Consider the following 22097-nt stretch of genomic DNA (forward strand, 5'->3'; position numbering starts at 1 on the left):
ATACCGGAGTGGCACGTTAACTGCTGTTGCCCTCCTGAATCACCGCAGGACTTACACCCAACCTCGCTGTATCCCCTGAAGGAGTGACACCATGCAACTCGATTCTCTATTCAGTAAACGATTCAACGGCCTGTGCCTCGCTCTGACCCTGACTGTCGCGTCCCTGGCTGCACACGCTGATCAACTGGCGGATGTAAAAAAAGCCGGTGAACTGGTGGTGGGTACCGAGCTGCAATTTGCGCCTTTCGATTTCACTGATAACGGCAAGCAGAAAGGCCTCAACTCAGAGTTGTTCGATCAGTTGGGCAAGGAGTTGGGGGTCAAGGTGAAGTTCATCGACCTGCCATGGCCCAGCGTATTGCCAGGGCTTGAAGCGAAGAAATTCGACATGGTCGCAGGCCCGATCATCGTGACCCAGGCCCGTAAAGAGCGTTATCACTTCATGCTGCCGATCGCTGAAGCCACCGTTGCACTGATGGTCGGCGCCAGCGACACCACCATCACCAAACCGCAAGACATCGCCGGCAAGGCCGTGGGTGCGGGCAAAGGTTCGGCGCAACTCGAAGAGCTCAAGACCTTCGCTGCCACGCTGCCAGAGAAAGTCACGATCCGCGAATACGTCGACAACAACCAGGCCTACGCCGACTTGGCGGCCAAGCGCATCGTTGCGGTTGCCAACTCGCTGCCGAACATCTCCTACGTTGCCGCCGAGCGTAGCAAGGCGTTCAAAGTGATCCTTCCGCCATTCGGCAAAAAATCCTACTTCGCCTTCCTGGGCCGCAAGGATGACGACGCCAACAGCCTGATCGCCGCCCTCGATGCCGCGCCGCTGAAAATGCACGACGACGGTCGCCTCGCTGCGTTGCAGAAAAAATGGCTGGGTGCCGAGATGGACGTGCCAAAAGCCGACTTCACCCCAACCTGGTAAACCCGCCTGTTCATTGGAGCTCCTGATCGCCGGCCAGTCCTGGCCGGCGATCAACTGAGTTGGAGTCGCCGCGATGTTCGATTGGCCTTTGTTTTTGCAGAACCTGCCGTTGCTGCTGACCAGCCTGCTGGTGACCCTTGAAGTCTCCACCGCCGCCCTGGTGATCGGTTTTTTCATCGGCATTCTGGTCGCCAGCCTGCGCCTGTCGCCGGTGCCGTTGTTCCGACGTTTGGGTGGCGGCTACATTTTCGTGTTCCGGGGCATTCCGCTGCTGGTGCAATTGCTGTTCGTTTATTACTTCCTGCCACGGGTCGGCCTGCCGAACGTGTCGCCGCTGACGGCCGCAATCATCAGCCTGTCGTTGTGCGCCGGGGCCTACATCGCCGAGATCCTGCGCGGTGGTTTCCTCGCCATTCCCGGTGGTCAGTTAGAGGCTGCGGGACTGCTCGGCATGAGTACCGGGCAAATGCTGATCCGCATCCGCGTGCCGCAAGCCGTGCGCCTGACCCTGCCAGCGCTGGTCAACGAAATGATCTTGCTGATCAAGGCGTCTTCGCTGGTGTCGGTGGTCGGCCTCGCTGACCTGACCCGCACCGCGCAGAACCTGGCGGCCAGCGATTACCTGTTCGTTCAGGACTACCTGATGCTGGCCGGCTTCTATTGCCTGATCAACATTCCACTGGCGTTCTGCGGCGGTCTGCTGGAGCGACGCATGAAGGAGCAACGCTCATGATCTTCGATTACCGGATCATCACCGAGCACCTCGATGACATCGCCCAAGGCTTCGCGGTCACCCTCGGCACCTGGTCCGCCGGCGTCGTGCTCGGGTTGTTCCTCGGCTTGTTGATTGCCGTGGCGCAACTGTTTGGCAACAACCTGATTCGGGCGCCGTTACGAGCGTTCATTGAAGTGATCCGCAGCACGCCGTTTCTGGTCCAGCTGTTCCTGGTGTACTACGGCGGGCCGTCGTTCGGCCTCAGCCTGGAGCCGATTCCGGCCGGTGTCCTCGGACTGGGCATCTATGGCAGCGTCTATTTCGCGGAGATCTTCCGCACCGGTTTCGAGTCGGTAGCCCGCGGTCAACTGGAAGCGGCCGACTGCCTGGGCATCACCCGCTGGCAATGCATCCTGCGTATCCAGGTGCCGCAGATGCTGGTGATGATCCTGCCGGCGCTGGTCAACCTGGTGACCATTTTGTGCAAGGAAACCGCCGTCTTGTCGATCATCACCATCCCGGAACTGACCATGGTCATGACCGGCATCGGCTCGCAAACCTTCGCCTTCGTCGAAACCCTGTTGGTGCTCTGTATCGGCTACCTGCTGCTGGTCGAGTTCTGTTCGCGCCTGGGGATGTACCTGGAAACGCGAGTCGGACGCTTCATGAGCAGGCAGGCGCAATGAACGATCTACAACGTCATTTGAAACCCATCGTCCCGAAACAAGGTGACCCCATGAAGACTCCCGAACAACTCCCCGGCGACTCGCAACCCATGTTGCGCCTGCACAATGTCGGCAAGAGCTTCGGCACCCTGCGTGTGCTCAAAGGTATCGACCTGCAGGTCCGGCATTCCGAAGTGGTGTGCCTGATCGGCCCGTCAGGCTCGGGCAAAAGCACCTTGCTGCGCAGCATGGCGTTCCTCGAAGAATATGACGAAGGCGAAATCCATATCGAAGGCCAGTTGCTCGGCTTCATGCCGGATAACGGCAAGGGTCGTAAACGCGCCGCGCAATCCCAGATCAATCAGGTTCGGGCAGACGTCGGCATGGTCTTCCAGGCGATTCAACCTGTGGCGCGCACATGACTGCGTTGGGCAATGTCAGCGAAGCCTTGCTGCGAGTACGCAAGCTGTCTTCTACCGAAGCGCGCAAGCGTGCGTTGGCGATGCTCGACAAAGTCGGCCTGGCGCACAAGGCCGATGTCTATCCGATCCAGCTTTCGGGCGGTCAGCAACAGCGCGTGGCGATTGCCCGGGCGCTGGCGATGGAGCCACACATCATGTTGTTCGATGAGCCGACCTCGGCGCTCGACCCGGAACTGGTGGGGGAAGTCCTGCAAGTGATGAAGACCCTGGCCAAAGAAGGCATGACCATGGTGGTGGTCACCCATGAAATGGGCTTTGCGGCGCAGGTCGCCGACTCGGTGGTGTTCCTCGATCAGGGACAAGTGGTGGCCCAAGGCACGCCGCAGCAAATCTTCCACAACAGCGAACACCCGCGCCTGCAGCAGTTTCTGCAGAACTATCTGGATCGCAATGCCTTCTGGCAGGACAACAAAGAGGCCTCACTGGTATGAACGCTGCTGAACTGCAACTCCTCGCTCGCCCACAAGTGCGCGACCTCGCCAGCTACAACGCCGGCCTCAGCAGCGAAGCCGTGCGCCAGCGCTTCGGCCTGACCCGTGTGGCCAAGCTGGGTAGTAATGAAAACCCTTTGGGGCCGGCGCCCGCTGTGGCCGCCGCCATGGCCAAAGCCTGCTCAAGCATCGCCCTTTACCCGGATGCCAGTTGCCTGGAATTGCGCGCGGCGCTGTCAGCGAAACTCGGCGTGCCGGGCAATCAGCTGGTGTTCGGCAACGGTTCTGAAGATTTGCTGAGCATCATCAGCCGGGTGTTTCTGGACCATGGCGATGAAGTGGTCACGGTGGTGCCGTCGTTCGGCCTGCACTTCATCTACCCCATCGCTGCCGGTGCCCGGGTGTCGGGGGTGCCGATGACGGCTGAAGGTCGCTTCGACGTGCCGGCGATGATTGCGGCGCTGACGCCGAAAACCCGCCTGTTGATGTTTTCCTGCCCGTCCAACCCGGTCGGCTGCACTCTGGACGCCGATGAGTTGCAACAGCTGTTGGCGGCACTGCCTGCGCAGTGTTTGCTGGTGTTCGACGAGGCCTATTACGAGTACGCCGATTTCGAGGCGGACTACCCCGATTGCCTTGGGTTGATCCAGGCCAGCGGCAAGCCGTTCATCCTGCTGCGCACCTTCTCCAAGGCTTACTCCCTGGCCGGGTTGCGCATCGGCTACGGCATCGTCAGCGATCCGCTGCTGGCCGACCTGATCGACCGCCTGCGCACCCCGTTCAACATCAATCGCGTAGCCCAGGCTGCGGCCATTGCTGCGCTGGCAGACGAAGAGCATTTGCAGGCCACCCTCGCCCATGTCGCCCACGAGCGGCGGCATATGGTGGTCGCCCTGCAAAACATGGGATTGAGTCCGGCCCCGTCGATGGCCAACTTCCTGTACTTCAGCACGCCGTATCCGGCTGAAACCATCAATCAAGCCTTGCTGCGCAAGGGCGTGATCCTCAAACCCTGGCGTGAAGACGGCTACACACAGTACTTGCGTGTGTCCATCGGTAGCTGTGAGGATAACGACCTTTTTCTCAAAGCCCTGGCAAGTGTTCTTGCCGCTCAAAAAGACGCGGACTGACCCATGATCAAAAATGCACCGCAAGCCCTCTATCGGCGCGCGAAGGACTTTGTGCAAGACAAGCTGCGCAGTGGCGAATGGAAGCCCGGGGACCTGATCCCGTCGGAAAATCGCCTGGTGCAAGAGCTGGGCATTTCACGCATGACCGTCAACCGCGCCTTGCGCGAGCTGACGGAAGAAGGCCATCTGGTAAGGGTCTCCGGCGTCGGGACGTTTGTGGCCGAAAGCAAGCCGCAATCGAACCTGCTGCGCATCACCAATATCGCCGACGAAATCATCGCGCGGGGGCACAGTTATTCCTGCAGCGTGCTGCACCTGGGCCGTGAAGCGGCGTCGATGCCGGTGGCTGCCGCCCTGGCGCTGCCCACCGGTTCGTCGGTGTTTCATTTGATCTGCGTGCACAGCGAAGAAGGCGTGCCGGTGCAGTTCGAGGATCGCTACGTCAATCCCGAGCTGGTGCCGGACTTCCTGCTGCAAGAATTTGGTGAACAACTGCAACCGGCGCGTTATCTGTTGCAGGTCATCCGCCCCGACGAGATGGAACATATCGTCGAGGCTGGGCACCCGAGCAGCGACGAGAGCAAGCACATGCAAATCGACGCCAATGAACCTTGCCTGATCCTGGTGCGTCGTACCTGGAGCCAAAGCAAAATCGTCACTTATGTGCGCCTGACCCATCCGTCCTCGCGCTATCGGCTGGGCAGTCGCCTGCCGGTGAACGGCGCTCACCGCGACAGTTGAGTCTGAGCCAGTGACTGATGCGGCTGACGACCGGCAATCAGGATGAACCCCACGGACAGCAGCGCACACAACGCACCGAGCAGGATTGACGCGGTGTAATTCTGGTAAAGGTCAAACAGCAGCCCTGCAACACTCCCGCCGATCAGCGCCGCGATCCCGACCGAAATGTACAGCGCGCCGAGGATCGCCCCCAGGTTCGCCGTGCCAAACCAACTGGCTGTCACCGACGGATACAGGGAAATGCAGCCGCCGTTGGCCACACCGAAACACAGGGCAAACAACGCCAGCGCGGCGAAGGTATGAGCGCCCAGCCACAGCAGATTGAGCAGCATCAGCGCGAAGGTCAGGACGATCAGTAGACGCCGAGCGCCGATCCGGTCACCGATGCTGCCCAGGAACAGCCGGCCGCCGACGTTGCCCACACCGATCAGTCCGATCAACAGGTTGGCCTGGGTGGCGGACATTCCAAACTGGCGAGCGTAGGGATTGATGTGCACCAGCGCCAGAAACAGCCCGACCGAGCCAAAGAAAATCGCCCCGAAGTACCACCAGAATCGCCCTGTGGCGGCCGCTTCGGCCAAGCGCATGCCACCAGGTTTCGCCTGCTGCCCGGCGCACGCCGAAGTGGCGTCGAGGCCATCCGGTAAAAGGCCCAGCGACTGCGGATTACCCCTGACCAGAACCGCCACGAGCAATCCCGCGACCAGAATGGTCGCGGCGAAAATCTGCATCGTCGTTTCCCAGGAAAAATGCTGCATCAACAGCCCGGCGGCAGTCGGTCCGACAAACGTCCCGACCCCGGTGCCTGCCAGCGCAATTCCCGACGCCTTGCTGCGGTGCTTGATGAACCAGCGCTGCACCGCAGCCACCGTCGGCACATACACCAGCCCGACGCCCAATCCGACCAAGGAGCAGAACCACAGCAGAAACCATTGCAACGAACCCGAGGCCAGGCTGGCGAGGAAGAAGCCCAGTGCCAGCGAAATAATCCCGGAGCAGACCACCCAGCGGGTAGAAATGCGATCCGCCAGAGAACCGGAGAACACTCCGACCACGTAGTAAATAAAGGCTGTCAGTGAAAACACCGACGCAACCGAGAAGCTCCCGACAGCGAAGTTGGATTGAATCTGCGAGAAAAACGCGCCGAAGGAGTAAGCACCGCCAAAAATCAGCGCGAGCAGCAGATGCGCTGCGAACACGACATACCATCCTGGAAAAATGTTGGTTTTCATAACCGTCTGCTCTCGGGATTCAGGGAGGCTCGCACAAAATAAACTGTGGGAGCGGGCTTGCTCGCGAAGAGGCCAGCACATCCAACATCAACGTTGACTGTCAGTGCGCTTTCGCGAGCAAGCCCGCTCCCACATTGGTTCTGTGTCGAACCACGGATTTGTGAACAATGCATTAGGTTGTATGTACATGCCTATGCAATCTTATGGCCATCTTCATAAAGCCATGCCCCGAACGGTCTGAACACCGCGAAAACACTGGATCTCCTTAAAAATCGGCAAAAAAAGCTCATCCATTCTGAGAATTGATGAGTTTTTCCGCACCACTGCGTGAGAATTGGTAACAACGTGCCGGGAATGAGTGTCTGGCGAGAGCCCTAGCGCCTCAAAAAAGACTATCGGCCAATACCCATAATCTCGTTCCCCATCCGTACGCCCCACTCGCCCATACGCCGGCCTTCAACGAGTTGCTGGCGCTGCCAAACTTGCAACGCTGCATCCAGATCAGTTTTGCCGGCGAGTGCCCCGGCCAGCGCCAACGCATTCGCCGCGGCTTTTGCGGTGCTGCCCGCAGTGTGCGGACGCGGTACAAACGCGGCATCACCGGTTAGCAGGACGCGATCAAAAACCATGCGCGGCACGCTGAAATCGATGATTGCCTGGACGAAAATATCCTCAGTCTGACGAATCAGCTCACGAAAGGCCGGGTTGGCCAATGCCTCGCCCTGGGCGCGAATCCACGCCTCCTGTTCTGTCGCCAGTGCACCGGGTGGAATGGAGTAACGACGGCGCTGACCGTCGCGGTCTGTCAGTACCTTATCCAGCGGCGCACCTGCTTCTGCTTTCAGATACCAGAGCCAGTTGAAGCGACGTTCACCGGGCGCTGTCGATCCATCGATGCCCGGCACCATGTATTCCAGCATCATCGACTCGGGATCATGCTGGAACACGAAGTCCTCATAGATCTGCGCCGTGGCGAACTCGGGCAGGCGCGACTCATCGATCAGACCGCGCCACACCACATAACCCGAATACGAGGGCTCCATGCCCGGTAACAACAAACCACGGACGGTCGAACCGGCGCCGTCGGCGCCCACCAGCAAGTCGCCTTCGGCGCTGCTGCCATCCTCAAACCGTGCCGTGACCCGTTTGTCGTGCTGGGTGAAGTCGAGCAGTTTCATCCCTTGGTGATAATGCTCGGCCGGTAACCCGGCGAGCAATGTGTTGTAGAGCGTGTTCCAGGAAGTCTGGGTCTGCGGCATCGGTTGTTGATGGAGCACCGCGCCAAGACGATCGAGATAGAGCCGGTCGTGGGAGCGCACGCCCAAGGCCTTGGCCGGATTGATCCCGGCAAAACGCAGGTGCTGGAGCACATCCGATTGCAGCACGATCCCGCCACCGCGACTGTCCATCGCCTTGGGTGAGCGCTCATAGACCTCGACTTGCCAACCGATCGCCCGCAGCGCCGTGGCCGCGAACAAACCGCCGAGGGAGCCGCCGATCACCAGCGCCTTCCGGGCATTGGCAGGGCTCATGAGCGTTCTCCCGCGAGCAGACTGTGGCTGATAATGGCCGCCGGCTGTGCGCCGGTGATGCTCTCTGTGCCGATCTGAAAATGCGGGACGGAACGCACCTCACCGGTTTTCGCCGAAGCGTCCAGCGCCAGTACTTGCGCGCGACCTTCATCGGACTTCAGGAAGCTCAGGATCAGCGCCGGATCGAGGCCATTTTCACCGGCAATGTCGGCCAGTACTTGCAGATCCCCAATGTCACGCCCTTGCCCGAAATAGGCCTTGAAAATCGCCCGGACCAAACCAGAGGCCGCCAGACCCGACTGCTGCTGACGCCAGATCAGCCGGTGTGCTGCGAGGGTGTTGGGGGTTCTCTCGGCACGCTCATAGTCAAAGACCAGGCCCACTGCGCGGCCTGCCTGAGTGACCTGAGCATCCATGGCCTGACTGCGCGCCCAACTGCCGAACTTGCCCGAGCGATAGACTTTGCGGTCCATCCCTTGTGCCGGCATGTCCGGGTTCAGTTGATAAGGCATGTAAGTGATGTGGCGCGAGGCCGACTGGTCGGTCGCCGCCAGGGCGCGATCCAGGTGCTCACCGCCAATCCAGCACCAGGGGCAGATGAAGTCATAAGTCACTTGGATGTCAGCAAGGGGCGCTTGAGGTTTCATGAGGCTCTCCGTTGAATGTGTCCAGGCCTTCACGTTAGGCCTGTGCACTCACTCAGAGAATCCGCCGGCGACGCAACGTTGCATTGCGCCGCCGGCAACGCTCAGGGGCTGGGTACCAAGATCTCGCCCAGGAATTCGATGAAGGCATTGACTCGCTTCGAGCCACGATGGTTGGGCAGGTACAACGCAGAAATCGCCGAACTGGCGTCATTCGGGTTGACCACCCACGGTTCGAACAAAGCGGTCAATCGACCGCTGCTGACGTCCTCGTTGACCAGCCAGTCGGGTAACAGCGCCACCCCTCCCGCCGCCAGCGCGACTTCGCGCAAGACCTCGGCATTGTTGCTCTTGAAGCGGCCATCGATTGGCACCTTCTGTTCCTCTTTGCTCCTGACAAAAGTCCAGAACTGCTGCTGCGGGCCATAACTGAAGCGCAGGCATTCATGCTGCAAAAGATCGATCGGTTGCTCGGGCAAGCCTCGTTCTGCCAGATAAGACGGACTGGCGACCACGCGGCGACGAAACTCGCCGACCGGACGGCTGACGACACCATCCATGGCCGCCGCCGAACCCAATCGAATCGACAAGTCGATGCGCTCACCCAACAGGTCGACGATCTCGTCGGTCAGGGTCATGTCCAGTGCCAGCTTCGGATAGCGTTCGAGTAACACGCCAATGTGCGGCGCAATCAGTCGACGGCCGAACGCCACCGGCACCGATATGCGCAATTGTCCGGCCGGCGCTTCTCCACGGTCGGTCACTGAGGCATCGGCGTCGGCCATCGCCTCGATAATGTCCCGGGCTTTGAGGTAATAGGCCGCGCCGGCATCAGTCACCGTCACCTGCCGGGTGGAGCGATTGAGCAGCACCGCCCCCAGTTCGGCCTCCAGCCCATCGAGCATTCGGGTTACCGAGGAGGTCGCAAGCCCAAGCCGCCGGGCGGCCGCGGAGAAACCTTTGGCATCCACTGTCTGGACGAACATCTGCAAGGCGAGCAACTTGTCCAATTGAGCATCCTTGAAATTGACTGGCTTAAGTACTTTGCCAGCTTGAAACGGCACGGGTACACAACGTTTAAAAAAGGTCGCCCCTGAGGGCGACCGATTCGGCTTACTTGATCTTACGTTGCGGTGCCTTGTGCACCATGGTGTAAGCGTAATCCACGCCCATGCCGTAGGCGCCGCTGTGTTCGCGCACCAGTTCCATCACCGCGTCGTAGGTTTCCTTGTGGGCCCAGTCACGTTGGTATTCGAGCAACACTTGTTGCCAGGTCACCGGCACCGCACCGGCCTGAATCATTCGTTGTACCGACATGTCGTGGGCTTCTTTGGTCGTGCCGCCGGAAGCGTCAGTCACGATGTACACCTCATAACCTTCGGCCAGGGCTTCGAGTGCCGGGAAGTTCAGGCAGACCTCCGTCCAGAGCGCAGCCATGATCAGCTTTTTGCGCCCGGTGGCTTTCACCGCCGCGACCAGTGCCTTGTCTTCCCAGGAGTTCATCGAGGTGCGCTCGATGGGTTGATGATCCGGGAACACGGCGAGCAACTCCGGCCAGATGTAGCCGCTGAAGCTTTCGGTTTCTACCGAGGTCAGGATGGTCGGCACGTTGAAGATTTTCGCCGCCTTGGCCAGGCCGACGGTGTTGTTCTTCAGGGTCTGGCGATCGATCGATTGCACGCCGAAGGACATTTGCGGCTGGTGGTCGATCAGGATCAGGGCGGAGTTGGTTGGGTTGAGCAATTCACGGATGGACATGGCGAGTTCCTTTTGATGTCGATGAGTTCTGTTCAATGGGTTAGCCGCTGCGTGCTTCGTTGGAAGGCTGTTTGCTGGCGGCTTGGTAGCTAATTTAGGCCCTAGCCACAAAAGGAACAATTCCCTAAAATCGGGAATCATTGATTCCAATTTAGGGACAGTCATGGATCGTATTGAATGCATGCGCGCCTTCATCACCACTGTCGGTGAGAACGGCTTCGCCGCCGCAGCCCGGGCAATGGATGTGCCACGCTCAAAAGTCAGCAAACAGATTCAGGCACTGGAAGAGGCCATCGGCGTGCAGTTGCTGCAACGCACCACGCGCAGCCTTCACCTGACCGAAGCAGGCGCCGAGTATTACGACGCGGCCCGGGAATTGATCGCCTCGCTGGACGAAGCCGAGCAACGGGCGCGGGACGGCGTGGGTGAGTTACGCGGCGTATTGCGGATCAACGCACCAATGTCGTTCGGACTGCGACGGTTGGGGCCGCTGATCCCGGTGTTCCACGAACTGCACCCGAACATCGAGCTGCAGCTTGTGCTGAGTGATCAGCAAGTCGACCCGGTGCGCGGCGGTTTTGATGTGACGCTGCGGATTGCGAGCATGCCGGATTCGTCCATGATCGCCCGACTGCTGGCCCCGGCACCGCGGATCATGGTCGCCTCGCCGGCCTATCTGAAACGTGCCGGCACGCCAAAGATGCCCAAGGACCTGACCGCCCACCAGTGCTTGAACTACGGCTATTTGCAAAGCGGTGTCAGCCTGCAACTGAGCAACGGCAGGGAGACACAACGGGTCAACGTCACCGGGCCGTTGCACGCCAATAATGGTGACCTGCTCGCCCAAGCAGCCGAAGCCGGGATGGGCATCGCCCTGCTCCCGGATTTCATTGTCGAAGAGGCATTGGCGTCGGGTCGGCTGGTGTCGGTGCTATGCGAATGGCAGGCGCCGCCGATCAGCATCAACGCGGTTTATCCATCGGCGCGGCGGGTGCCGCAGAAGACTCGCACGTTCATTGATTTTCTGATCAAGGAACTGGCGCCACTCTGAAATTGGCGGAAGGCAGCCGGAGTCGAACCTGCCCGGGAACGGATGCCGTCCCCAACCGGGTTTGAAGCCCGGCCGCGCCACCGGGCGCGATTGCCTTCCATGAAAAAAGTCAGGGCTCGGAGGGCTGAGCCAGTGCACTGCCTGGGCGGATCTGGCGCCGATCGCCAAGGCGTCGGGTCAGGCCGATGCGGTCGAAGTATTCGAGAATCTGCACGCTGCGCTTGCGACCCAGCCCCACCGCATCACGAAACGCCGCCACCTCAATCACCGGGTTTTCACCCGCCAGTTGCAACAGCATAGCCGCCAATCGGCGCAGCACCGTGTCGGTGTAAAACAGGTCGCGCACCACTTGGTGCAGCAGCCCCAGTCGTGCCATTTTGCGCAGCAGCAGGCGCACCGCGACTTCGTCATGTCCAAGGTCACGCACCCACGGTGGATTGAAACCGGCCGCTTCGAACGTTGGCTGCAATTGTTGCCACAAGGCTTCGTCGTCTTCACTCAGGCGCACTTGATGATCGGGCAGATGCAACCACGGCCCGCTGGTGACGATAGCGCCACAGGCAAGCAATTCGTCGAGCAGGCTGATGAACGTCGGCCGGTCCAGCGCAGTGCCGGTGAACCGGCGCAGGCGATCACGGTCCGGGCCCATTTGATCCGGTTCCAGTTGATGGAAGCGTGCGAGGTGTTCCAGCAGCGGCGCTTTTTGGGCTTCCCATCGTGCAGTGCTAAACAACAGCGGACCTTGGCGGGTGTTGATCAGGCGCACGTCATCGGGCAAAACCCAGCTGTCACGAAGACGGTTGAATTGACGTTCGAGGCGTTGCGGGTCAAGCCCCGTTTCGCTGTTGGCCAGCAGCGCGGGCATGACTTCTTCAAGACTGTGGGTGCTCGCGAGGGCTTGTAACTGCGCCAGTCGCTCGGGGCTGCGACGCTGTCGGCTCGGCGCGAACGGGTCGAGCACTCGCCCGCCACCGAGGGTGCGTTGGGCGCTCTGGTCGCGCAGGATCAACGGATCGCCCTTCACTGTCTGCACCGGCGCATTCAGCAGAATTTGCGCAAACATCCGCTCGCCGGGGGTCAGACTTGGGCCTTGCAGCAATGCAACCCGTCCGGTCACGTCCTGAGTGCCGAGATGGACGTGCACCGGGTGAAAGTGGACGAACACATGGGATTCGCTGGGCAACAGTTGCATCTCGATGTCCAGCCGCTGGGTCGGCGCGTGCAGCCACTCGGCCAGCAGCCATTGGCCGCGGTGAAGTTGTTCCAGGTTCAGGCGTTCGGCGCTCAGGTTCAGCGCCACGCGTTGTCCTGCGGTTGCAACCTCGGCCGGCTGATTCTGCGCATGCAAGCCACGCACTCGCACCGGCTTGCCTTGGGGGCCGAGCAGCAACGTATCACCCACGGCGACCTGGCCCGACAACGCAGTGCCGGTCACCACGATACCAGCGCCAGCGACGCTGAAAGCACGGTCAATCGCCAGGCGAAAACCACCGCTGGCACTACGTTGAAGAACGCTTTTTGCGCATCGAGCAACGCTTCACGCAAGGTTTCCAAGCCCTCGCCCGTGACACTCGACAGCGCAATCAACGGCGCGCCGGCATATGGTCCAGACGCGAGCAACGTTTCAACCTGCGCCCGGACTTCTGCAACTCGTGCAGGCTCGACCCGGTCGCACTTGGTGATCGCCACCAGCGCCCGAGGGATGCCCAGCAACTCGACAATCGTCAGATGCTCGCGGGTCTGGGGCATCACGCCGTCGTCTGCCGCGACCACCAACAGCACCAGGTCAATGCCCTGTGCGCCAGCGAGCATGTTGTGGGTGAATCGCTCATGACCGGGCACGTCGATAAACCCCGTCAGTTCGGCGCCGGGTTCCAGCGCCGCGTAGAGGTAGCCGAGGTCGATGGTCATGCCGCGCTCGCGTTCCTCACGGCGACGGTCCCCGGCCTGGCCGGTCAGGGCCTGAAGCAACGACGTCTTGCCGTGGTCGATGTGCCCTGCGGTGCCGACGATCACCCTTCCCCTCCCGGTAACTGATCGAGTTGCGCCAGCCACGCCGCTTCGTCGTCCAGTTGCCGCAGGTCCAGCCACAAGGCATCGTCATCAAGACGGCCGAGCACGGGAATCGGCAAGGTGCGAAACGCCGCTTCCAGATTCAATAATTGCCGACCGCGAAGACGCTTCGACACCAGCGGCCGCAGGCACAACGCAGCACTTGGCAAGCGCGCCACCGGTTGGCTGCCACTGCCGATCATGCCCAGCGCAGGCACCGCGCTTACGTTCCAGCCATTACCCAAACGCTGGGCCAATGCCGGTTGCAGGCGTTCGGCTTGCGCGAGGATGTCAGCCTGCGGCCGGGTCAAAAGGCGCAGACTCGGCAAACGTTCGGCCAATCGATCAGGATCGCGGTACAACCCCAACACTGCTTCAAGCGCCGCCAAGGTCAGCTTGTCGACCCGCAACGCACGCTTGAGCGGGTTCTTCTTGATCTTCGCAATCAGCTCCTTGCGCCCGACAATCAGCCCGGCCTGCGGACCGCCGAGCAACTTGTCGCCGCTGAAAGTGACGATGTCCGCACCATCGAGCAGCGCCTGACGCACCGTCGGTTCGGCAGGTAACCCCCAGCGAGTCAGGTCCAGCAGACTGCCGCTGCCCAGATCTTCCAGCAACGGCAAACCGTGCTTGTGCGCCAACGCTGCCAGCTCAGCGGTCGGCACACTCGTGGTGAACCCGGAAATAGCGTAGTTGCTCGCATGCACGCGCATCACCAAACCGCTGCGCGGGCCGATGGCGGCTTCATAGTCTTTGGCGTGGGTGCGATTGGTTGTGCCGACCTCGTGAAGCTTCACGCCGGCACGGGCCATGATGTCGGGGATGCGAAACGCGCCGCCGATTTCGATCAGCTCGCCTCGGGAAATGATGCCTTCCTTACGCGCGCCCAGGCTGTTGAGGGTCAGCAGCACGGCAGCGGCGTTGTTGTTGACCACGGTGACGGCCTCGGCGCCGGTCAACTCGCGGATCAGGCCTTCGATCAGGTCGTCGCGGTCGCCACGCTTGCCGCTGTGCAGATCGAATTCAAGATTGATCGGATAACGCGCCGCCATCTGCACCGCTTCAATGGCTTCTTCCGGCAACAGCGCCCGCCCCAGATTGGTGTGCAGCACGGTGCCGGTGAGATTGAACACCCGGCGCACATGACTGCGATGCTGGGAAATGAGACGTTCACCCGCCCTGCCCGCCAGCACCTCGGGCGCGATTTCAACCGCAGTCAGTTGCCCCGAAAGCACCGGTTCGCGCAGGTCATCGAGCAACTGTCGAAGGCTGGTCAGCAGCGCATCTCGCCCATAACGCTCGGCCAACGGCTGGCACGCAGGATGGCGCAGCAAACTGTCGATGGATGGCAGACGCAGGTTGGACATCGGCAACTCCGAAAGCGATGGACCGTCGCGCCTCAGTGTAGACGCTGGACTTAATCGCTTCCGGGGGCCAACAACAGATTCGGTGCTACACGCAGATAACCTTCCTGCTCCAGCCGCATGTCCAGCATCAGGCTGGTCAGGTCGGTCGAGAGCGCTTCGGCCTCGGCATCGTTTTCCAGATACAGCAGTTTCAGGTAGCTGTTGCAGCCGGGACAGACTTCCGCCCGCAGCGGCGCCTGATTCGCCGCGTATCGATCGTCATCGAGGCTGACGTACTCAAGGCCTTTGCTCTGCTCGCAATACACGCATTTGACCCGCACCACATGCCATTCACAGGCACACAGCGAGCAGACCAGATAGCGTAAACCGTTGTATTTGCCGCGATGGCGAATCACCCCGGCCATGGCCGGCGAACCACAGGCCGGACATTGGCTGAGGCTGTCACCGGGCTTGAGTTCCAGGTTCGGCGTGTCCAGCAACCAATGGCTCCAGGTCACTTGCAACGCCGCGCCGAGAAACGGCACCACTTCGGCGGGCAACAACGAGTATTGGCCGCTGACCAAAGCAACGCCCCAAGCCTTGAGTTGTCCGGGGTTGGCAGCCAGCAGCGTGTTGATCGCGCTTTTGACCGCCGCGTGTGGCGGTGGCTTATAGCGCAGCAACACGGCGTACAGAAACGGCAGCCATTCGCCCTCGCGCACCAGGCTGTCAACGGCGAACGGCGGCAACCCATGTTGCTGGCAGACTTTCAGGCGTTCGGGATCGGGCATCTCATCAACCGGCAGATCATCCAGCATTTCCTGCTGGAGATGACACAACCCGGCCACCAGCCGCAGGTAATCCGCCATCGGATGCCCTTCAGCCAAACGCTCAAGCCCCAACGCTCGCAAGGTGAACAGATTACGCGGTGGCAAGTACAGAAACGGTGGTGAACTCGCCGCTGCTTCGATCTCGCCAGGCTCAAGAATCGTTGCCAAGTGCTTATCCTTTTTTGCTGATCGGCTGCTCGGGGTTTTCGTCGCGGGTCACTTCGCGGTACCAGAGTTCATGGTGTTTCCGGGCCCACGCGCGGCTGACCCAGCCGTGCAACATGGCGCTGATCGAGCCCTTGATCCAGATGCCGGCGTAGATGTGAATGATGATGCTCAACACCAGCACAAAACCCGCCAGCGCATGCAGCAGCATGGCCCAACGAATGAGGGTGATGCCGAAATACACACTGAAATACGCGCGCCAGATCACCAACCCCGTGAACAACAACCCTAACATGCACAACAACAACGTCCAGAACAGCAGCTTCTGCCCAGGGTTGTACTTGCCAATCGGCGGCACGCCCTCTTCCTCGTTTTTGATCACCCGCCCTATCCGCTTGAGCCACAGCCCATCGTTGCGAATAAAGAAGTTGGCCCGCCAGAAACGGATCACCAACCCGAGGAACAGCACAAACATCAGCACGCCCATGAACGGATGCAAAATCCGCGTCCACGGTCCGCCGCCGAACAGGTTGCTGAGCCAGAACAGCGCCGGGTGAAACAGTGCCATCCCCGACAGCGCGGCCATGAAAAACAGGATCACCACCAGCCAGTGATTGGTCCGCTGGTTGGCGGTATAGCGCAGGATCTGCTTGCGGATCATGGTCTGTTCTCCCCGCGCGGATCAAAGGTGTGCACCGACGGATCGACTTCGTGCACTGCCGGATCGTTAACCGGTGGCAATTCGTCCTCTTCCACCACTTGCGGGCCGATGCGCACGTAGTGGAAGAACCCGGCCAGCACCGCCAGGCCCATGGCCAACAAGCCCAAGGGTTTGCTCACGCCTTTCCACAAACCCACCAGCGGACTGATCGCCGGATCCTTCGCCAGCCCGGCGTATATCTGTGGCGTGTCGGCATGGTGCAGCACGTACATCACGTGGGTGCCGCCGACCCCGGCCGGGTCGTACAGACCGGCGTTTTCAAAGCCGCGACTCTTGAGATCGACGATCCGTTCGGCGGCGTGTTCCTTCATGTCTTCCTTGGTACCGAAGACGATGGCGCCGGTCGGGCAGGTTTTCACACAGGCCGGTTCCAGGCCCACCGCGACCCGGTCCGAGCACAGCGTGCACTTGTAGGCCTTGTGATCTTTTTGCGAGATCCGCGGGATGTTGAACGGGCAACCGGTGATGCAATAACCGCAACCGATGCAATGATCCTGATCGAAATCGACGATGCCATTCGCATGCTTGATGATTGCGCCAGGACTTGGGCACGCCGCCAGGCAACCGGGTTCGGCGCAGTGCATGCAGCCGTCCTTGCGGATCAGCCATTCCAGATTACCGGCGTCGGTTTCATGCTCGGTGAAGCGCATCAACGTCCAGGTTTCGGCACTCAGGTCTTGCGGGTTGTCGTAGGTGCCGAGGTTGTGGCCGACGTCGTCGCGCAGCTCGTTCCATTCCGAGCAGGCGACCTGGCAAGCCTTGCAACCGATGCATTTGGTGGTGTCGATCAGCTTGGCCACTTCCTCCTGATTGCGCACCGACGGCGGGACGGTGGTGGTGGCCGAGCGGGCGATGATGTCTTGGCTGGCCATTTAGACTTTCTCCACGTTGACCAGGAATGACTTGGATTCCGGGGTCTGGGAATTACCATCGCCGAGGAACGGCACGAGGGTGTTGGTGAGATAGCCGTGACGCGTCAGCCCGGTAAAGCCCCAGTGCAGCGGGATACCGATGTGGTGCACAACCTGGCCGTTGACCTGTAACGGACGAATCCGCTTGGTCACCACCGCCACCGCTTCGATAAAGCCGCGCTTGCTGCTGACCCGGACCTTGTCGCCGGCAACGATGCCTTTCTCCTTGGCCAGCACCTCGCCAATCTCAACAAATTGCTCCGGCTGGGCAATCGCGTTGAGCTTGCAGTGCTTGCTCCAGAAGTGGAAATGCTCGGTCAGCCGGTAACTCGTCGCGGCGTATGGATAATCCTTGGCCACGCCGAGGGTTTCCCACACCGAATCGAAGATCCGCGCCGCCGGGTTGCTGGTGGCGTTCTTGTTGTTCGGGTGCAACGGGTTGATGCCGATCGGGGTTTCGAACGGTTCGTAGTGCTCGGGGAATGGGCCTTCGTTCATCTTGTCGACGGCGAAGAACCGCGCCACGCCTTCGGGGTTCATGATGAACGGGTTCATCCCGGCTTCCGGTGGCGAGTCGACCTTGAAGTCCGGCACATCGGTGCCGCCCCAGGCCTTGCCGTTCCACCACACCAGGCGTTTTTTCTCGTCCCACGGCTTGCCTTGCGGGTCGGCCGAGGCGCGGTTGTAGAGAATCCGTCGGTTCATCGGCCAGGCCCAGGCCCAGCCCAAATGTTGCTTCATGCCGTACGGATCGCTGTTGTCGCGCCGGGCCATCTGGTTGCCCATTTCGGTCCAGCTGCCGCAGAAGATCCAGCAACCGGACGCGGTGCTGCCGTCGTCCTTGAGCTGGGCGAAACCGGTCAGTTGCGCGTTGCCCTTGATCGCCCCCCCGTGACATCGGTGAAGTCCGTGGTGGCGGCGCCGTTGATTTCCTTGGCCAGTTCTTCCGGCGACGGTTCGTCGGTGATTTTGTAAGGCCACGACAGTTTAAGGATCGGGTCGGGGAACGCGCCGCCATTCGCCTGATAACGCTTGCGCAGGCGCAGGAACAACTCGCTCATGATCTTCACGTCGGTCTGCGCTTCGCCCGGCCCGTCGGCGCCTTTCCAGTGCCATTGCAGCCAGCGGCTGCTGTTGACCAGCGAGCCGTCCTCTTCGGCAAAACAGGTCGTCGGCAGGCGAATGACTTCAGTGTGAATGTCAGCGCTGGTCACGTCGTTGTACGGCCCGACGTTTTTCCAGAACTCCGAGGTCTCGGTGGACAGCGGGTCCATCACCACCAACCATTTGAGCTTGGCCAGCGCCGCCATTACGCGGTTTTTGTCCGGCAACGCGGCGATCGGATTGAAGCCTTGGCACATGTAACCGTTGACCTTGCCCTGCCCCATCAGGTCGAACATTTTCAGGATGTCGTAGTTGGGGATGTCGAGTTTCGGCAGGTAATCGTAGGCCCAATGGTTCTCGGCGGTGGCGTTGTTGCCGTACCAGGATTTCATCAGGCTGACGTGGAACTTGCTGTAGTTCTGCCAATACGACAGTTGTCCCGGGCGCAACGGTTTTTGCGTCCGTTTGGTGATGTAGCCGTCGTAATCCTGCTCGCCGTCGCTGGCCAGGGTCAGGTAACCCGGCAGCGAGTTGGAGAGCAAGCCAAGGTCGGTCAGGCCCTGAATATTCGAGTGCCCGCGCAGGGCATTGACGCCGCCGCCCGGCATGCCGACGTTGCCCAGCAGCAGTTGGACCATCGCCGCGCTGCGGATGATTTGCGAACCAATCGAGTGTTGCGTCCAGCCCAGGGCGTAGAGAATCGTCATGGTCTTGCCCGGTGTCGAGCAGGTGGCGATTTCTTCCCAGATTTTCTTGATGGCGTCCACCGGCATGCCGCAGATCTGGCTGGCCAGGTCGATGTTGTAGCGGCTGTAATGGACTTTCATCAGTTGATAGACGCAGCGTGGGTCCTGCAACGTCGGGTCGACTTTGGCGAAACCGTCCTCACCAATTTCATAGCCCCAGCCAGACTTGTCGGTGTACAGACGCTTGGCGGCGTCGTAGCCGCTGAAGATCCCGTCTTCGAAGCTGAATCCGGCTTTGACGATAAACGACACGTCCGTATAGGCGTTGACGTACTCGTGCTGGATCTTGTCTTCGGTCAGCAGGTAATTGATCAACCCGCCCATAAAGGCGATGTCGGTCCCGGTGCGGATTGGCGCGTAATAGTCGGCCACGGAGGCGGTCCGGGTGAATCGCGGATCGACCACGATCAGTCGTGCCTTGTTGTGCGCCTTGGCTTCGGTCACCCATTTAAAGCCGCAAGGGTGCGCTTCTGCTGCGTTGCCGCCCATCACCAGGATCAGGTTCGCGTTGGCGATATCGGTCCAGGTATTGGTCATGGCACCACGGCCGTACGTCGGGGCAAGACTTGCCACCGTCGGACCGTGTCAGACACGCGCCTGGTTATCGAACCCCAGCATGCCGAGACTGCGAATGACCTTGTGGGTCAGGTAGCCCGCTTCATTGGACGCCGCTGACGCTGCGAGAAATCCGGTGGTCAGCCAGCGGTTCACCGTTTGGCCCTGGGCGTTCTTCTCGATAAAGTTGGAGTCGCGGTCGGCCTTCATCAGGTCGGCCACGCGGTCCAGCGCTTCATCCCAGGAGATGCGCGTCCATTCGGTGCTGCCGGGCTTGCGCACCTGTGGGTACAGCAAGCGGCTGGGGCTGTGAATGAAGTCCAGCAGGCCCGCGCCTTTGGGGCACAAGGTGCCGCGGTTGACCGGGTGGTCGGCGTCGCCTTCGATGTGGATGATGCTTTGGGCGACGTTCTTGGCCTGGTCGCCCTGGCTGTACATGATCAAGCCGCAACCCACCGAGCAGTACGGGCAGGTGTTGCGGGTTTCATGGGTGTGGGCGAGTTTGAAATGACGCACTTGCTCGGCAAAGGCAGTCGCGGGGAGCATACCCAGCGCGCCGAGACTTGAGCCCGCAAGGCCGATACCGGCGACCTTGAAGAACTGACGACGGTTGAGGTCCATCGTGCACTCCTGATCAGATGAAGACCCGGTGCTTTGCCGGGTTTTTCTGGACAAACACGGTCGCGGCAGCTTGGCTGCCGGTACTCCAAACTCTAGTCAATGTGACAGCCTTTGGCATGAAACCCGACCGTCGGGCAACACGAAGATCAAATGTGGGAGCGGGCTTGCTCGCGAAAGCGGTGGGTCAGTCAGTGTTGATGTTGAATGTAAGACCGCTTTCGCGAGCAAGCCCGCTCCCACAGGGGGATTCGTGTACTCATTGAGTTCTGATTTTTTCTGCTGGGTGTCACCTCAGGTGAACGTTGGGGGCTTATCATGGCCGCCGTGATTAACGCTGCCTTCTATGAGACTGAGCATGACCTTCGACTTTGACCAGGTGTTCGACCGCCACGCGACCGGCAGTACCAAATGGAGCCGTTACCCGGCCGACGTGTTGCCAATGTGGGTGGCCGACATGGATTTTGCGGCGCCGCCGGTGATTATCCAGGCCCTGCAAAAACGCCTGGAACACCCGTTGCTTGGCTACAGCGTGCCTCAGGACAACCTGCGTGACGCCATCGTCGCCGACCTCTGGAACAAATTCGCCTGGCGGGTAAAGCCTTCGGAACTGGTGTTTCTGCCGGGTGTGGAGTCCGGCTTCAACATGGCGCTGAAAGCGCTGGTCCAGCCGCAACAGAACGTTGTAGTACAAACGCCGAACTACCCGCCGCTGCGTCATGCGCCGGGCAATTGGGGGCTGAACAAGGTTGAACTTGAGTTCGTCGCCCAGGCGGATGGTTCCTACGCCACACCGCTCGATGCGTTGCGCGAATCCCTGAACGGCGGCGGCGCGCTGCTGCTGAGCAACCCGCACAACCCGCTGGGCAAGGTCTTCCCTCGGGAAGAACTGCAAGCGGTGGCCGACATCTGCCTGGCGCAGGACGCCTGGATCATCTCCGACGAGATTCACGCCGAGTTGTGCTTTGACGGGCGTGTACATATTCCGACCGCATCGCTGAGCCCGGAGATCGCCAAGCGCACCATCACCCTGATGTCGGCGAGCAAGGCGTACAACATCGCCGGTCTGAAGACCTCGTTCATGATCATCCAGGATCCGGCGCTGCTGGCTCGGGTCAACCACGCGCGTTGCGGCATGGTCGACAGCGTCAACCCGCTGGGCCTGGAAGCCACCCGCGTGGCCTACAGCGAAGCCGGCCCGTGGCTGACCGAGATGCTGGCTTATGTGCAAGGCAACCGTGATTATCTGGTGGATGCCGTTCGCACGCGATTGCCAGGCGTGAGCATCAACGTGCCACAAGGCACTTACCTGGCATGGCTCGATTGCTCGGCGTTGGGGCTGGCCGATCCGCAGCAGTTCTTCCTTGAACAAGCCAAGGTCGGCTTGAGTGCTGGTCTGGATTTTGGTGATCAGAGCAAACAGTTCGTGCGCCTGAACTTCGGCTGCCCGCGGGCGTTACTCGAGGAAGGCATCCAGCGGATCGAAAACAGCCTGACATCCCTGTAGGAGCGGCTTTTGTGGTGAGGGGGCTTGCACCCGTTCGGCAGCAGAGCCGCCGTAAATCGATTGAAAGCGGTTTGCCTGCCAGACCGCAGGCTCAGAATTTGGGGCCGCTTCGCAGCCCAACGGGGGCAAGCCCCCTCGCCACAGTTTTTGTGTACAACCGCAACATCGAGACCCGTATCCGGACTGCGGCGAGCGGAGCTACCTGGGCTCGGGCGGCGAGCCGTTTCTATAAA

At 60.7% G+C, this 22097-nt stretch carries 16 protein-coding genes, 1 tRNA gene and 3 pseudogenes; 8 read left to right on the forward strand and 12 right to left on the reverse strand.

All coding sequences use genetic code 11. The annotated features are described in order from the left end of the window. The first annotated feature begins 91 nt into the window (after positions 1-91). From RHM58_RS26210 to hutC, 6 genes and pseudogenes are all read left to right on the forward strand, one after another. A complete protein-coding gene (locus RHM58_RS26210) occupies positions 92-928 on the forward strand; it encodes a transporter substrate-binding domain-containing protein (RefSeq protein ID WP_322268630.1) in 837 nt (278 codons plus the stop codon). Between the two features lie 73 nt (positions 929-1001). Further along, entirely contained in the window at positions 1002-1661 is a 660-nt protein-coding gene (locus RHM58_RS26215) for an amino acid ABC transporter permease (RefSeq protein ID WP_201197642.1), read from the forward strand. Continuing rightward, positions 1658-2329, forward strand: coding sequence for an amino acid ABC transporter permease (locus RHM58_RS26220; RefSeq protein ID WP_201197641.1), 672 nt, complete (start codon positions 1658-1660; stop codon positions 2327-2329). The genes RHM58_RS26215 and RHM58_RS26220 overlap by 4 nt, the downstream gene beginning before the upstream one ends. Before the next feature lie 89 nt (positions 2330-2418). Continuing rightward, positions 2419-3221 (forward strand): annotated as a pseudogene (locus tag RHM58_RS26225) (amino acid ABC transporter ATP-binding protein). Next, the gene (gene hisC / locus RHM58_RS26230; protein ID WP_201255166.1) at positions 3218-4351 is read left to right on the forward strand and encodes a histidinol-phosphate transaminase; all 1134 of its coding nucleotides are present in this window, start codon (positions 3218-3220) and stop codon (positions 4349-4351) included. Before RHM58_RS26225 ends, hisC begins: the two are co-directional and overlap by 4 nt. A gap of 3 nt (positions 4352-4354) precedes the next feature. Beyond that, positions 4355-5092, forward strand: coding sequence for a histidine utilization repressor (gene hutC / locus RHM58_RS26235; RefSeq protein ID WP_322268631.1), 738 nt, complete (start codon positions 4355-4357; stop codon positions 5090-5092). On the opposite strand, the gene RHM58_RS26240 is transcribed toward hutC, so the two are convergent. From RHM58_RS26240 to RHM58_RS26260, 5 genes are all read right to left on the reverse strand, one after another. Continuing rightward, a complete protein-coding gene (locus tag RHM58_RS26240; protein WP_322268632.1) occupies positions 5077-6291 on the reverse strand; it encodes an MFS transporter in 1215 nt (404 codons plus the stop codon). The two genes, hutC and RHM58_RS26240, sit on opposite strands and share 16 nt — an antisense overlap. Positions 6292-6716: 425 nt before the next feature. Beyond that, complete coding sequence (locus tag RHM58_RS26245; RefSeq protein WP_322268633.1) at positions 6717-7856, reverse strand: FAD binding domain-containing protein; 1140 nt, start codon at positions 7854-7856, stop codon at positions 6717-6719. Beyond that, the gene (locus RHM58_RS26250; RefSeq protein ID WP_322268634.1) at positions 7853-8503 is read right to left on the reverse strand and encodes a DsbA family oxidoreductase; all 651 of its coding nucleotides are present in this window, start codon (positions 8501-8503) and stop codon (positions 7853-7855) included. The genes RHM58_RS26245 and RHM58_RS26250 overlap by 4 nt, the downstream gene beginning before the upstream one ends. 101 nt (positions 8504-8604) lie before the next feature. After that, on the reverse strand, positions 8605-9510 hold the full coding sequence (locus RHM58_RS26255; protein ID WP_201255171.1) for a LysR family transcriptional regulator: 906 nt from the start codon (positions 9508-9510) through the stop codon (positions 8605-8607). A 103-nt stretch (positions 9511-9613) separates the two neighbouring features. After that, positions 9614-10258 carry a hydrolase gene (locus RHM58_RS26260; RefSeq protein WP_201255172.1) on the reverse strand — a complete coding sequence of 215 codons (645 nt, stop codon included), beginning with the start codon at positions 10256-10258 and terminating at the stop codon, positions 9614-9616. Positions 10259-10421: 163 nt separating this feature from the next. Between RHM58_RS26260 and RHM58_RS26265 the strand changes: the two genes are divergently transcribed. Next, positions 10422-11309 carry a LysR family transcriptional regulator gene (locus RHM58_RS26265; RefSeq protein ID WP_201255173.1) on the forward strand — a complete coding sequence of 296 codons (888 nt, stop codon included), beginning with the start codon at positions 10422-10424 and terminating at the stop codon, positions 11307-11309. Positions 11310-11312: 3 nt separating this feature from the next. On the opposite strand, the gene RHM58_RS26270 is transcribed toward RHM58_RS26265, so the two are convergent. The 7 genes and pseudogenes from RHM58_RS26270 to fdnG all read right to left on the reverse strand — a co-directional run bounded on the left by RHM58_RS26270 (position 11313) and on the right by fdnG (position 20360). Beyond that, positions 11313-11408 (reverse strand) — tRNA-Sec (locus RHM58_RS26270). Positions 11409-11418: 10 nt separating this feature from the next. Next, a pseudogene (gene selB / locus RHM58_RS26275) lies at positions 11419-13325 on the reverse strand (selenocysteine-specific translation elongation factor). Next, positions 13322-14728, reverse strand: coding sequence for an L-seryl-tRNA(Sec) selenium transferase (selA, locus tag RHM58_RS26280; protein WP_201255175.1), 1407 nt, complete (start codon positions 14726-14728; stop codon positions 13322-13324). The pseudogene selB and the gene selA overlap by 4 nt, the downstream one beginning before the upstream one ends. 50 nt (positions 14729-14778) lie before the next feature. Further along, positions 14779-15705: a formate dehydrogenase accessory protein FdhE gene (fdhE, locus tag RHM58_RS26285; RefSeq protein ID WP_201255176.1), complete on the reverse strand. Its 927-nt coding sequence runs from the start codon at positions 15703-15705 to the stop codon at positions 14779-14781. 4 nt (positions 15706-15709) lie between these two features. Next, complete coding sequence (locus RHM58_RS26290; protein WP_201203571.1) at positions 15710-16363, reverse strand: formate dehydrogenase subunit gamma; 654 nt, start codon at positions 16361-16363, stop codon at positions 15710-15712. Then, the gene (fdxH, locus tag RHM58_RS26295) at positions 16360-17295 is read right to left on the reverse strand and encodes a formate dehydrogenase subunit beta (protein WP_201203570.1); all 936 of its coding nucleotides are present in this window, start codon (positions 17293-17295) and stop codon (positions 16360-16362) included. The genes RHM58_RS26290 and fdxH overlap by 4 nt, the downstream gene beginning before the upstream one ends. After that, a pseudogene (gene fdnG / locus RHM58_RS26300) lies at positions 17296-20360 on the reverse strand (formate dehydrogenase-N subunit alpha). 355 nt (positions 20361-20715) lie between these two features. Here fdnG and RHM58_RS26305 point away from each other — a divergent pair. Beyond that, positions 20716-21864, forward strand: a complete 1149-nt coding sequence (locus RHM58_RS26305) for a MalY/PatB family protein (protein WP_322268636.1) — start codon at positions 20716-20718, stop codon at positions 21862-21864. Positions 21865-22097: the final 233 nt, after the last annotated feature.

It is taken from the genome of Pseudomonas sp. 10S4 (genome assembly GCF_034344865.1).
Lineage (GTDB): Bacteria > Pseudomonadota > Gammaproteobacteria > Pseudomonadales > Pseudomonadaceae > Aquipseudomonas.